Source organism: Huintestinicola sp., from assembly GCF_050874005.1.
GTDB lineage: Bacteria > Bacillota > Clostridia > Oscillospirales > Ruminococcaceae > Huintestinicola.
Window position 1 is genome coordinate 1 of the sequence record NZ_JBNMJV010000032.1, and the last position, 13,143, is coordinate 13,143.

The window sequence follows — 13,143 nt, forward strand, 5'->3', positions numbered from 1 at the left end:
AGCACTCCCGTAAGTGATCGGGATTCCTGCAATAGTACAGAAGAAAATATGTCCAAGGCTGTAACGAACCTGCACCTCGCTGCGGGCGTTGATGATTCCGATTCTGTTCGGGTCATCGGTAACAGCGGTGATATATGCTCCGAAACGGATTTTTGCGCCCAAAATCCTTGTTCCGTCGGGTACGGGGGAACAAGCTCACCCGCAGCCCCGAGGGAAACTAAAGATAATAAAAACCAAAGTGATTTTTTTATAAATCCTTCTTTCCTTCATTCTGCGCCCGAGGAAAATTTTTCGGAGGACGGAATTGAAGGACAGGCAGCAGTAAAGGAATTATCATTTCTTGAAATCCTTGCGGCTATGGGGCTTGATGTTGAGGACTGGTATTTTTTCTACTCCAGGGATCCCACATCGGAGAAAGACTTGCTTTGCGTGGACGAGGTGAATCGCAGAACGAAAACCTTGCATATACCCGAGGATTTTCGGAGGGACAAAAACGCTGTTATGACCGCCTTGCGTTTCCTTGCGGCATACGGGAACTATGCCTATGATGACGATGTGAAGCCGACAAGCATAAAACCATTTCTGGACATCACGCTGAATATGATTTGCGATATGATCATGGCTGACAGCTTTACTCACAACGGTCGGACTGTCGGTTATTCGGAAGTCCTTGAAACGATGAATGAGCTGATACGGGAGGATTATCTGTACGATTTCATTCTCAATTTTCAGGCTGAATGGAACAAGATCCTTCGGGAGGACAGCGCAAAGGGAAATCAGATCCGCAACAGCTCTGCTTATATGAAAAGCTGCTTGTGGGATTGGCTGAAGCGGTGGAAGATCGAGGAGTATATCTTCATAAAGAAAATGGTAAACCTTGCGGTGCTGAAATTCATGGGACAAGCGGGAAGAGATACACTGTCGGAAATTCACGATATGCAGATTTTTCAGCAGACAGAAAAGTGATTGCAACAGAGCCGTACATAGCTGAAATGCTGGACAGAGAAATGAATGAAAGCGGAGTTCGATTCGCCGGATATGTTTACGAGAAAAATGCAAACATCGTAACCGACAGCGCAGGCTTTGAAGGCATAAGTCGCAAGATTGCAGAAATTCAGAACAGGAGAATTGATAGGTCAGCCATTGACAGCGAGGTGAAAAGCAAGCTCAAAAACTATAAGGGAGTTGCACCCGGCACGTCCGAAAGTTTTTTCTCTTACGATAAAGGTGAACCGAGGAAGGCATTTGTATTTGAAAGCTCCATTGACCTTATGAGCTTCATTGCGCTTCACCCGGATGTGACCGACTGCAAGTTTGCGGCAATGGCGGGACTGAAGCCAAATGTTGTGGAGAAGCTGCTTGCAAGCGGGCTTGATATCACGCTTTGTGTGGACAACGATCAGGCGGGAAAGAATTTCTGTAAGCAGTTCAGCGGACGGTGCAAATGCTTCGTTGAATGTATGATGAACAATGTCAAGGATTTCAACGAGCTGCTTGTTACAAAAAGGACTGTACCCTTTGCGGAAAGAGTCGGTGCAATGAAAAACTGGGCGGACAAGGCGATACAGAGAGCAGCCGAACTGCAAACCACTCAGCTTGGATTTGCAAGATGAGCAGTGAAAGAGAAGAGAGGTGAGATTTTGGAGAACAAAAGCATAGAGGAGATAGCAGATTTACAGAAGAACTTCCTGAGTACCAAAGAGGTTGCAGCCGTACTTGGAATTTCTCCGCTGACATTTAGAAGAAGGGTGGAGGAATATGCAGAACTGTTTCCCATTGAGAGGGTAGGAAAGAAATACAGAATACCCAAAGAGCCGTTCATCGCATATGTGAGGACGGGAAAAGCACATAAATTCAAAAAAGGCAGAGGAACTCGGGCTTCGTGTCGGAGCCTATGTGAAGAAAATGGCGATTCAGGGAGAGATTAAAAGATACGATCTCTCCGAGCTTCGTGATATTACAAGGTCCTTCCGAATGATCGGAACCGAGCTGAACCAGATCGCAAAGGTTGCAAACTCCACAGGCGAAGTGACAGGCAAGGCTGTTGAGGAAATCAAGCGGCAGTATGATATTCTTGAAGGCGTTTTTGAGAATTATCTGAAGCCCTTGAAGCCCAATGTCATCTTGTGAGGTACGGATTTGCCGATCATCAAGTATGTTGCTGTGCATGGCTCTCCGCTGAAGCTGCTAAAGTATGTGACCAATGAAAACAAAACAGAGGACACGCTTATTACAGGGCTGAACTGCTCAACGGATTCAAATATTGCCTATACTGTAACACGCGGTTTGTTCATACAAAATCTGAATGAATACAGTATGTAATGATAAAACGGACAGGCTCAATCTTGAACCTGTCCGTTTTTCTTATCGCTTATGTTTTTGGGGGTTGAGCTTTGCCTTATCGGTAGTCTTATCATCGGATATCGCCTTTTCCGCAGTATCCATACTCTTTTCTTGAACCTTTGCCTTAAAGAATGTTGGTACTCTTTTTAGTTTTACACCGCTTAATACAAACGGATGCTTGTCTATGACTATCACATCGCCGGTGCCGAGCTTTCGTCCGTGAAAGTCATTCGGCAAGTCTGCTGTAAACCTACTATACGCTTCTTGAAGTTTTTTCGTACACCAATCCTTATCATCAGATTTGAAAAAGCTGTATTCATAAGTCTTTGTGTACATATCCTCTGTAGGTGCGCCCGTTCCTGAGCTGATAGCTTCTATCAGCTGCTTGCTCTGCTCCGATTCGGAATCAGTGAGCTGATACAACTCGATCTTAGGCGGAGGTTTATCTTCCGAATAGGACTGGATAAGACGGTCGCAGTCTGCTTTAGTGCCTGTGTATAGTTCTGCGATCTTTGTGCAGACACCATCACTCAGCTTATATTCGACAGCTATGTAGGGATCAGCCGTAGGATTTTTCATGTTCGGATTCTTCTCCAGACCGTAGAGTGTTCTTGCAAGCAGTTCCGGGTAGAGCTTGTCTATCGTAGCCGCAAGCCGTGGCATATTGATGTCTTTACCGATACAGGTGATCTCCGAGTATCTGCCATTAGATATGTTTCTTTTTCTGCGAAAAACAGCCAATATAGGCTGACTGTTACTTGTGTTATTCTTAATATCGTCATTCAACAAAGAACAAGGTCTTAAGTAGCGACTTCCTGTATCTCTGAAAGCAATACACCATTTTGAAGTGCCAGTCAAACTATCAGCTTCAAGTTTAGGGCGAAGGTTATTGTAATCACCAATTCTCTTAGCGGTATGTGCAAGCATTACCGCTTGTTCTATAACAATAGATTTTATCTCTGACGTACCATTTTTATTGACTTCAAAATCATTTATGGAGAGATTACCTACAACTGCCTTGTCAAAAAACAACTTTTTAGAATCTTTTGCTTTTATTTTTGAAACTACACCTGTTAAATGCTCAAAATTAAATATCTCAAAAAGCATTTCCTTAATTTGCGGTTTTGAAGCATCACCAAAGACTACAAGTATATTTCTATCAAGCAACTCCTGCTTGTATGTAATTGCTGCTTTCTTTATAGAACCTGCTATCTGTTGTTTAGAGATTGCCATATTTGCCCCCATAAATTTAAAAGGGAGAAGCGTAGCACTTGCATCCGTTTCTCCCTTTAGTGTCTGATTTTTTCGTTGTCCGCCAACAACCGCCGCCCATTCGTCGGCACGAATATCAGGTTTTTTCGTTGCCTGCCAACACCGCCGCTCATTCGTCGGCACACGTTCGGATTGAAGTCGTGTCAGACCACGTTGACAACTTCTGTTGTCATTATTATTATACACTATCCGAGGTCATTTTGTCAATAGAATTTTTGAAAAATACAGAGAATTATATATAACTTCTTTGTGCATTTTTCACGAAATACATTTAAAAGGGAGAAACTTCGCACTTGCAACCGTTTCTCCCTTTAGTGTCTGATTTTTCTGTTGTCCGCCAACGAATGCCGCCCATAAACGACTTGTCTCAGGTTTTTCTGTTGCCTGCCAACTAATGTTGCTCTTAAAACAACTTTCGTTCGGATTGAATCCGTGTCAGACCACGTTGACAGCTTCTGCTGTCATGATCTATTATATGCTATTTTTCGTTGTTTGTCAATGTTTTTTCAGAAAAAAGTCAGGTAACATCATACAGCTCCATATCCTCATCTTCAAGTTCTTTCAGCTCTTCGGTGATGTTGATATGTTCCTTTCTCAGCTTCTCATTCAGCGAAGCGATGACCTCATACTGTTCTTTTTCCTTGTCCGTCAAGTCTGAAGAATTAAGTCCCCAAGCCATACTATCAGATGGCATAAGACGTATCAATCCAGAATTTACAATAAAGCTCATAGCATGATCTTCAAATGTTGAAAAACCGTTTTTATGGTATCCGGGCATTGCTATGTCGAGTGCTGCAATACCCTCTACCTCCTCGGGATATTTCTGTGCCCAATAAACTTAGCTAATTGTGACGGAAAAATGTTCATTACTGCTCCGAGGATTATGTATGAGATAAACGAGATCAAGAGTCCTGCCCGTACTCCTTCTCTTATTCTGTCGAATTTCTTTGCACCGAAATTTTGTCCTGTAAATGCAGAAACAGTAAATCCTGCAGTGATCGAAGGGAGCATAAACAGATTGAGATATTTTGTGCATACCGAATATGCCGAGGTATAGTCAACCCCAAGCTTGTTGATATATGCCTGTACTATCATACAGCCTACTGCTGTTAGAGAATTCATAAATGCCATTGGCAGACCATTTTTCAGCAACAAAGAACTTATCTCTCTGTCGGGGACACGTTCTTCTTTATCATATTTCATTATAGTAAGTGTTTTGATTTTTAAAATGCATATTATCATCGAAACCAGCTGTGCTGTTATTGTTGCGAATGCCGCACCTGCAACGCCTGTTTTCAGCAGGAAGATCATCAGGATATCAAGCACAATATTCACAGTAGATGAAATGATTATTGCTTTGAAAGGTGTTTTGCTGTCACCAAGGGCACGAAGTATCCCTGAACATAAATTATACGCCACAGTAACAGCAAGTCCTCCGAAAATGATCCTTCCATAGCTTAATGTATCTTTCATAATAATGCTGTCGGTCTGCATGATCTGCAGTATCTGTTTAAGAAATACAATACTGAAAGCAGTTAAAATAACTGCAATTATCACACATAGCCTGACGGACTGCCATACCGTTTTCCGAACTCTGCTATGATCGGCTGAGCCATAGCTTTGAGCAATAATAACAGAAAAACCGTTTGTAAGCCCCATTGAAAAGCCGATAATAAACAGACTGACAGCTGCAATTATTCCCACAGCGGCAAGTGCATTATCACCTATTCCCTTGCCCACAATAGCCGTATCTGCAACAGAATATAGCTGCTGAAGCAGATTTGTCCAAAGCATTGGGAAGAAAAATCCAAGAATTTTTTGTGATACTTTTCCCTCTGTCATATCATTTATTGTATCCATATTGACCTCCGAGCTGTTTTTTCTGTATTATACAGAATATTATACGGATTTTATATCCAATATGTTGCTTTTGTTGCCAATTTATGATATAATGAAAACGGCAGGTGATAATATGAAAGCACGTCGTGAACTTAATGAACGCTTGTATTCGCAGAAAGCAAACGGAAGGGATAGTGAGGTCAGGCATATACCCACAAATGATTATTCCGATATTTGCAGAGGTGATGTACCTGAAGTTCAAGAAAAACTCTCAGGTCAGCTTTTGTCTTTGCTGAATAACAAAAGAGTTCTTTCCGATGATCTGCTTGCAAATTTGAAATATTTATTTGCACTTGAATCGGAAGAAATTGCCAAATCAGTAATATCTTCGGGAATGGGTCACGATGAAGCATATGCACTTGCAGATATTTATTCACGAAAAGCAGACATTTGCAGAGATAAAAAAAGGCTAAGCGATCTTTATTCGGATATGTGCATAGATTTTGCTGTCAGAATGGCAGAAATAAAAAAAGAATCGGCACACTCTCTTCATATCAGAAAATGCATAGCATACATTTACCAGAATCAGAATGCAGATCTGTCTGTTAAGGGTCTTGCAGAATATTTACGGCTTAATCCGTCATATTTATCAAAGCTGTTTTCAAATGAAGTCGGCACTACCTTGAAAAGATTTGTAACCGAAGCCAGAATATCAACCGCCTGCGATTTGCTTAAAAACACAGATTTGCCATATATTGAGATTGCATATTCTCTTGGCTTTGCAACACAGAGTATGTTTATAAGAATATTCAAGGCTTATATGGGGGTAACTCCGAAAAAGTATAGAGAGAATGTTTATATATGTAAATAGACTGCATTGTTTTCAGCTAAAGGGGGTGCAGGGGGAACGCCTGCCCCTCGGAGAGCGCCGGTACTTATGATATAGCCGCTTGCGGCGGTGATGACAGCTCCTTGTAGAGCTGTCGGCAATGTCATAAGTACTATGGCGTTAGTTGTGGCGCAGCCACGACTAATTCGGCAGCAGAGCTGCCGTTTTCGCTTTGCGACAGCAAAGCGTATAGCTCCCGACAGGGAGCAAAAAAAGCAGCCCCCGATACCGCATATAAAAATGTGGTGTCGGGGGCTGCTGTCGTTATCTGCGCCACTTTCGCTCCGGCTCGGATTTGCCGCAATTGTCGGAGGTGGCAGGGAAATTGAACATCCACTCGTCATATTCCTCTTTAGTAATAGTACCGTTTCGCAGCTCGATCCTGCGAAGCTGCCACTCCAGAAGGAACTCCTCAAGCAGATGATTATGAAACTGTATAGCAGGGTGCGTCTGCTCCTTGAAGGTGTCATCGGGAACGGATACTATAGAAAAGTTGTTGGTGTGCCGCTTATCGGCTTCCATTTCAAGGTTGAAAAGCAGATGCAGGAATGATGTTGTATCTTCAAGGGTGGGTTCACGCAAGGAATCTATGCTGACGTCCAGAATGTCCGCTATTTTTGTAAGCATATCCAGCTTGGGCGTTCTCGTGCCGCTTTCATATTGTGCCACACGGACATCGGCTGTATTTTCATCGAAGCCTATCCTGAGTCCTAACTCTTTTTGTGTAAGCCCCCGCATTTTACGGGCATACTTTATTCTTTCGCCTACGGTCATAGCAGTCCCTCCAAAACTATTTATAAATAGATTATAACACGAAAAACAATAGTAGTCAATAAGCTAAACAAAAAAGTTTGAGAAATTTTCAAAAACCTATTGACAAAAGTACCGGATAGGTGTATAATAACATAAACTAAACAATAATGTTATAGTTATAAACAACAAAAGTTATACACAGGAGGTGGAATGATGAAAATCAAAAGAGCATCATTATGTCAGGGCAAGGGGAGCTTGTCCCACAATTTGCGTCTGTTTACGGCGAATAATGTCGATAAGACCCGAACTAAGGAGAATATCGTGTTCGTGAACATCTCCCAGCAGGAGATGTACGAAAGGCTTTTCAGCGGTGCTGTCAGCGAGTATAACGCAAGGCAGAAGCGAAATGACCGCAAGATCACTGTAAGCTACTATGAGCATCAGTTCGGCAGGGGATATTCCCCGAATGTGGTCACATCTGCGGATAAGCGCAAGAGCTTTTACGAGGACGTTGTGCAGATCGGTGATATGAATGACACAGGCGTTGGTACTGTCGATGCTGAAACTGCAAAGGCTGTGCTGACCGAGTATATGAACGGCTTTGAACAGCGAAATCCGAATTTCAAGGTGTTCTTTGCGGTGCTTCATATGGACGAAGCCACGCCCCACTTGCACATTGATTATGTTCCCATCGGTCACTATTCAAGAGGTATTCCCGTTCAGAACGGTATCGCACAGGCATTGTCCGAAATGGGCTTCGGTGTCGGGAAAAATGCTATTGCACGTTGGCGGCAGTCGGAATATGAAGTCCTGAAAAGTATCTGTATGAGATATGAGATCGAGCTTGCCCCGCCGAAAAAATCGGTGGGGAGCAAGTCCGTTGAGCTGTATAAGGAAGAAAAACGGCTTGAAGAAAAGATTGAAAAGCTTCTTGAAATGGAGCTTGCTGCTGACAGTACCGAGGTTCCTTACAAGAAGCGGTTAATCGGCGGCGGATATATTCTGACCGAACAGGAATATGCGGAGTTTACCGCTGAAAAGAAAGCTGTTTCTGTGCAGAGAGTTGATGCTGAACGCAAGGTTATGGAAGCGGAAAAAATCGTAAGGCAAACCGAATCCAGAAGACTTGTTCTGTCCGATCGTGAAGATGCTTTTGAAAAAACAAAAGCGTCCGAGGAGAAAAAGATACAGGAAAAGGTGAAGCAGACAAACCTTGACTTGTTGGACGCAATAGTGGCAAAGGAAAAAGCAGAGGAGCTTGCTGCTGAACAGCAGGATATAAATGAAGTCCTGCAGAAAACTAATTATTCTATATGCTTTGTTCTTCTGTTCGGCGTGGTTGTAATTTGACAGACAGAATACAAACAGTCAAAAAAGCGAAAAAAGGCGAGAAAAATAGTTAAGAAGCAAAAAAAGCACGTAAAATAGGCGTTTTAGAAGCGTTAAAAAATGCAAAGAAAGCAAACGCCCGAGTGTCTTATGTCAAAGACATTCGGGCATTTTTACGTTTAAAAGGGCGGCTTTGCCAGCTGATGAAATGAAGCTTTTAAATTTTTTAAATCCGTTAAAATTGGCTTTAATACGTGATTTTATACTTTTTATTTGGGAGCAGAATATGGTCTATTGAACTTCGGGCATGGGGTGCGAACTGCGAACCCCAAAAAGAGGAGGGTGCGAACCAGTTCGCCCCCCCTCTTTTTTAATATTGGCATTGTAAACCCGTTATGTAAATTTATGGAATTATCAAAGCTATATAATTGCCTCAGTTCATTTCTGGTTTATCATTGTAATGCATACATTATCAGTTATGTCGATATCAGAAAATGTTTCGGTTGTTTGTATCACATCAATTGAAATAGCTAAAATTGAATCGTCCCAAATAGAGATTTTAGAATTGAAAGTAGTGTATTCATCTGAACTTGTTTCTGTCGGCAAACCTATGATATTGGATAAATCGGTAACTTGTTTGTTATAAACTTGAGTTGCAGGAGCATCGGCTATTTGGTCTTTAGGATAGTTAATCGGTATGTTATATTCGATTTGAGTAAGTATATTATCTAAAAAAATATACGATACTGTAGCTTCGTCATTATTGATCTGTATGGTTTCATTTGAAACTATACATTTAGCCGAATGTTCGGTAGTAACTTCTGTTCTGGAATAATCAGTATTAAATGTTAAATCTGACTCCATAGCTAATACATCTTCTTCTGTCATTCCAAAATAAATATTACGATTGTAAATGTCCGGAATAGAAATAGTATTGGTATCAGTATCTTTACTTTTAGAACAGGCAGAAAAAGCTGTAACAATCAGTATGAATGTCATAAAAATATTCAAATATCTTTTCATAGTAATACCCTCCATTGTTCCTTACACCCTTCCGATAACAAGCCCGCTGCATCTGATATCATCGGGATCGTAATCGGCAAACATAATATCATCGTACTGATCGTTGAGAGAAATAAGCCTGTCCCCGCCGAATTTTTTTATATAGCCGCAGCCTTCGATGACAAAGATACCGATTTGTCCCCGCTCAACTGCGTTCTGTTGCTTGACCAACACAATATCGCCATCGTAATACACAGGCTCCATACTGTTTCCGTAGATCGTAAGGCAAAAATCTGCCCTGCGAGCTTCGGGGGTATCGGGTATTTCAATCTTGTCCCAGTCATCGGAGTCTGAGAGCCGTTCTCCCGTTCCTGCCGATACTTTGTACATACTATGCTTGATAACAAGCATAGTGGTAGCGGGTTCGGGAACAACTTCGGAATATATATCTGCAATAGCTTCTGCCCGGCTGACAAGTCGAATTTTTTCCTTTTCAGGCATTTGTTTATAATATTTGAGAAGCTCTCTCTCATCTTCCGATAAATCGGAGGATATTTGCTGGTCATTTCCTAACAGTAGCATATCTGTTGGTACATTTAAACGCACTGCTAAATTTACAACGATATCACTATTAGGGGAAGCACCTTTCTTCCAGTTAGAAATAGAGCCTTTAGCTCCGCCACATTCTGCTACAAGCGGGGTTATTTTTACGCCTTTAGCATCACAAACCGCCTTTAAATTATAATAAAACATACAATATCAGAACCTTACAAATGTGCAATTTTAACAAAGTTTGTTTAAATGGGTTTAATCTGTTGACATACCCATTTAAATGGGTTATAATATAAACTGTAGGTTATACCTATGGGCATAAAAATCCATAATCATTATATCACAGACGGCTATGAGCTGTCAAGAAAGGAAGTGTTAAAGATGATTGTAAAGGTAAGAAAAAAGCCCGTCCGTAAGGCGGAGCGGGCAATAATGGCACAAAAAACGTTTTCTATTCCCTGTGTTCCTTATGCTGTAATTGCATATTTTAATCAAATAGGATTAAATATCAAATATCATAATCGTTAATAAGGTTTTCGTTACGATATTTGTGAAGCAAGTATGCCAATTCGTGCGGTGCAATATTTATTCTATATGTCTCTTGGCTTATGGAAAATACGTAAAGAGTGGCTACAGCACAAGGCGGATAATCTAAATAATTGGGAATTTTATTTATCTGTGCGGAAAATTCTAAGTCATTTTTGATTGAATTTATGTTTAGATCCGACATATGCAATGCTGCAAAAAGGATGTATTCCATATCTGATATAATGTATACCCGATTATTTTGTATCGGAGAACGAGAATAAACTACTAATCTTTTAATATTTGCTTCAAGATTTCTTTTGTAATCTGCTTCGATTTTATTTCCGAATGTCATAAGTCTTTCTGCTATCATTGTTAAATAATCGTAAATCATATCAGAATGGTATTTCTTTGCTGAAAACAAAGGAGATAACAGTTGTTCACATTGTATTATGTTATCCATTATAGTCACCCCCTTCCACAAAGTATATTATACATCCACTAATAAGAAAAATCAAGTATAGAAAGGAAGTTGAAAAATGAACGAACAGGAAAAAACGATTCAGCAGGTGCGGACAGCCCTTAACGTTCTTGAGGTAAAGGGGTTATCATAGGGATCGGTGGCGCCCTGCAAGGCTTGAGGTTATCGTGGACGGAAAATACTTCGGTATCTTCGACACAAACAAAAACACTTTTGTTGACTGAAAGGAGAATCGTATGGCATACGATATGGAAAATGACGAGCTTGCCGCTGAATGTGATGAGCTGACAGATGAGCTCGACACGATCATAAACGATATCGGAGAGATCATTATGGGCATAGCCGATGTCAGTCCCTGTGATGGCTGCATTGAGACTGCCAAGAGCCTGTGGCGTATAATGGAAGAACACGCCCGGGAGGAGGATGCTGCAGATATCCTCGAGCAGTTTGCATACAAGACAGGCGTAAGTTTGAATGATGATTGACAGCCGCTCCCTTCGGGGAGCGTATGGAGCAAAGAAGCGCAGGAGCTTCGGGACTTCACCAATAAGCCAATGCCAAAAATCTATGAAAGGGATGATATAAATGACCATAGGAAGTAATATCAGAAGTCTTCGTGAACGCAAGGGTCTGACCCAATGCGAGCTGGCGGAACGGGCAGGCGTGACACAGGTATATATCAGCTACTGCGAAAACGGCAGAAAAGAGCCGTCAATGCAGTTTTGCAAGAAGCTTGCGGCGGTCTTCGGCTGTCCTATCGACCTTATGCTCATTCATCAGCCCTTCAACGATTATTACGGAACATACCGTGCAATGGAGGAAGCGTACAAAGGTGGGAAAATACGTGCGATAGGCGTATCAAATTTCTATCCCGACAGACTTATCGACCTGTGTAAATTCACAGACGTAATACCTGCGGTAGATCAGGTAGAGACACACGTTTTCCGGCAGCAGAAAAAAGCTCACGAAATTATGAAAAAGTACAGTGTTGCCCACGAATCGTGGGGACCTTTTGCAGAGGGACGGAAGAACTTTTTCTCAGACCCCGTTCTGAACGGGATAGGCGCTAAGCACGGCAAGACCGCCGCTCAGACAGCGCTGAGATTTTTGATGCAAAGCGGCGTTATTGTTATACCCAAGTCTGTGCGAAGGGAGCGAATGGAGGAAAATCTAAATGTTTTCGATTTCTCACTCACAGATGAAGAAATGTCAGAGCTTGCCAAACTGGACGAGAATGAAAGCGCATTTTTCTCCCACTATGATCCCGACACGGTAGAATTCCTGACGGGTCTTGCAAGATGAATAAACGATATAAGGACCTGTCCGCATACTATATGGACAGGTCCTTATACACAAAGCGGAAGATAAAAATTCCGCAAATAGAGAAAAATGTCAGATTTTTTGAAAATTATCGTGACAGGTATTACATCTCAGAAATTTTTCCGTCTGTGGAGATCGTCACAACATTCAGAGCAATGACCTTTCCGCTTGCCTGAAGCGCCCTTTTAACTGCATTTTCAATTCCGCCGCAGCAGGGGACTTCCATACGGACAACGGTCACGCTTTTTATTCTGTTATTTGCAAGAATTGCCGTGATCTTTTCGGCATAATCCCCTTCGTCAAGCTTGGGACAGCCGATAAGAGCAATGCGTCCACGTATAAATTCGTTATGGAAATTACCATAGGCATAAGCCGTGCAGTCTGCGGCAATAAGCAGCTCTGCGTTATCGAAATACGGCGCATTTACAGGCACTAATTTTATCTGCACAGGCCATTGTGAAAGCTGACTTGATATGTGAGCAGACGGTACTGTCATAGTTTCTCGTTCAATAGCCTTTGACTGTGTTCCGGGACATCCGCAGGGGAGAACTGCTCCCGATTTTTTCTTTTTTGCCGCAAGAACAGCCGCCTCATTATAGGCAGGGGCTTCACGTTCCTCAAATGAAATTGCGTTGGCGGGGCAGGCGGGCAGGCAGTCTCCAAGCCCGTCGCAGTAGTCCTCACGGGTGAGTTTCGCCTTGCCGTCTTTCATCTCGATCGCACCCTCGTGGCAGGCTTCGGCGCAAAGTCCGCAGCCGATGCATTTTTCTTCGTCTATCTTAATGATCTTTCGTATCATATTGGTAACCTCCTTGTTATATCCGAAAGCTCTTGACTT

At 42.1% G+C, this 13,143-nt stretch carries 16 protein-coding genes; 8 read left to right on the forward strand and 8 right to left on the reverse strand.

Features of this window, described 5'->3' with window-relative positions; translation table 11 throughout:
- Window positions 1-357: 357 nt before the first annotated feature.
- Genes ACR0QN_RS10490 through ACR0QN_RS10505 form a run of 4 tightly spaced genes read left to right on the forward strand, consistent with a single transcriptional unit; the run spans window position 358 to window position 2,130 of the window.
- Window positions 358-966: a hypothetical protein gene (locus ACR0QN_RS10490; protein WP_432651167.1), complete on the forward strand. Its 609-nt coding sequence runs from the start codon at window positions 358-360 to the stop codon at window positions 964-966.
- 26 nt (window positions 967-992) lie between these two features.
- A complete protein-coding gene (locus tag ACR0QN_RS10495; protein ID WP_432651168.1) occupies window positions 993-1,613 on the forward strand; it encodes a toprim domain-containing protein in 621 nt (206 codons plus the stop codon).
- A gap of 27 nt (window positions 1,614-1,640) precedes the next feature.
- The gene (locus ACR0QN_RS10500) at window positions 1,641-1,928 is read left to right on the forward strand and encodes an excisionase family DNA-binding protein (protein WP_432651169.1); all 288 of its coding nucleotides are present in this window, start codon (window positions 1,641-1,643) and stop codon (window positions 1,926-1,928) included.
- A complete protein-coding gene (locus tag ACR0QN_RS10505) occupies window positions 1,897-2,130 on the forward strand; it encodes a hypothetical protein (RefSeq protein ID WP_432651170.1) in 234 nt (77 codons plus the stop codon). Before ACR0QN_RS10500 ends, ACR0QN_RS10505 begins: the two co-directional genes overlap by 32 nt.
- 234 nt (window positions 2,131-2,364) lie before the next feature.
- On the opposite strand, the gene ACR0QN_RS10510 is transcribed toward ACR0QN_RS10505, so the two are convergent.
- The 3 genes from ACR0QN_RS10510 to ACR0QN_RS10520 form a co-directional block, all read right to left on the reverse strand.
- Window positions 2,365-3,738, reverse strand: a complete 1,374-nt coding sequence (locus ACR0QN_RS10510; protein ID WP_432651171.1) for a PBECR4 domain-containing protein — start codon at window positions 3,736-3,738, stop codon at window positions 2,365-2,367.
- 394 nt (window positions 3,739-4,132) lie between these two features.
- On the reverse strand, window positions 4,133-4,345 hold the full coding sequence (locus tag ACR0QN_RS10515) for a hypothetical protein (protein ID WP_432651172.1): 213 nt from the start codon (window positions 4,343-4,345) through the stop codon (window positions 4,133-4,135).
- A gap of 74 nt (window positions 4,346-4,419) precedes the next feature.
- Window positions 4,420-5,475 (reverse strand): MATE family efflux transporter, encoded by a 1,056-nt coding sequence (locus ACR0QN_RS10520; RefSeq protein ID WP_432651173.1) that lies wholly within the window; start codon window positions 5,473-5,475, stop codon window positions 4,420-4,422.
- A gap of 112 nt (window positions 5,476-5,587) precedes the next feature.
- Here ACR0QN_RS10520 and ACR0QN_RS10525 point away from each other — a divergent pair, with 112 nt between their 5' ends.
- Window positions 5,588-6,325, forward strand: a complete 738-nt coding sequence (locus tag ACR0QN_RS10525; RefSeq protein WP_432651174.1) for a helix-turn-helix transcriptional regulator — start codon at window positions 5,588-5,590, stop codon at window positions 6,323-6,325.
- Window positions 6,326-6,607: 282 nt separating this feature from the next.
- Here the strand turns inward: ACR0QN_RS10525 and ACR0QN_RS10530 are convergent, their stop codons facing one another.
- Complete coding sequence (locus tag ACR0QN_RS10530; protein WP_432651175.1) at window positions 6,608-7,117, reverse strand: helix-turn-helix domain-containing protein; 510 nt, start codon at window positions 7,115-7,117, stop codon at window positions 6,608-6,610.
- Between the two features lie 189 nt (window positions 7,118-7,306).
- On the opposite strand from ACR0QN_RS10530, the gene ACR0QN_RS10535 reads away from it, so the two are divergent.
- Complete coding sequence (locus ACR0QN_RS10535; RefSeq protein ID WP_432651176.1) at window positions 7,307-8,446, forward strand: plasmid recombination protein; 1,140 nt, start codon at window positions 7,307-7,309, stop codon at window positions 8,444-8,446.
- 417 nt (window positions 8,447-8,863) lie between these two features.
- On the opposite strand, the gene ACR0QN_RS10540 is transcribed toward ACR0QN_RS10535, so the two are convergent.
- The 3 genes from ACR0QN_RS10540 to ACR0QN_RS10550 form a co-directional block, all read right to left on the reverse strand.
- Entirely contained in the window at window positions 8,864-9,463 is a 600-nt protein-coding gene (locus ACR0QN_RS10540) for a hypothetical protein (protein WP_432651177.1), read from the reverse strand.
- Between the two features lie 6 nt (window positions 9,464-9,469).
- Window positions 9,470-9,928, reverse strand: coding sequence for a S24 family peptidase (locus ACR0QN_RS10545; protein WP_432651178.1), 459 nt, complete (start codon window positions 9,926-9,928; stop codon window positions 9,470-9,472).
- A 559-nt stretch (window positions 9,929-10,487) separates the two neighbouring features.
- The gene (locus ACR0QN_RS10550) at window positions 10,488-10,967 is read right to left on the reverse strand and encodes a hypothetical protein (protein WP_432651179.1); all 480 of its coding nucleotides are present in this window, start codon (window positions 10,965-10,967) and stop codon (window positions 10,488-10,490) included.
- Window positions 10,968-11,221: 254 nt separating this feature from the next.
- Here ACR0QN_RS10550 and ACR0QN_RS10555 point away from each other — a divergent pair, with 254 nt between their 5' ends.
- Window positions 11,222-11,470: a hypothetical protein gene (locus ACR0QN_RS10555; protein WP_432651180.1), complete on the forward strand. Its 249-nt coding sequence runs from the start codon at window positions 11,222-11,224 to the stop codon at window positions 11,468-11,470.
- Between the two features lie 100 nt (window positions 11,471-11,570).
- Window positions 11,571-12,287: an aldo/keto reductase gene (locus tag ACR0QN_RS10560; RefSeq protein WP_432651181.1), complete on the forward strand. Its 717-nt coding sequence runs from the start codon at window positions 11,571-11,573 to the stop codon at window positions 12,285-12,287.
- A 121-nt stretch (window positions 12,288-12,408) separates the two neighbouring features.
- On the opposite strand, the gene ACR0QN_RS10565 is transcribed toward ACR0QN_RS10560, so the two are convergent.
- On the reverse strand, window positions 12,409-13,104 hold the full coding sequence (locus ACR0QN_RS10565; RefSeq protein WP_432651182.1) for an ATP-binding protein: 696 nt from the start codon (window positions 13,102-13,104) through the stop codon (window positions 12,409-12,411).
- Window positions 13,105-13,143: the final 39 nt, after the last annotated feature.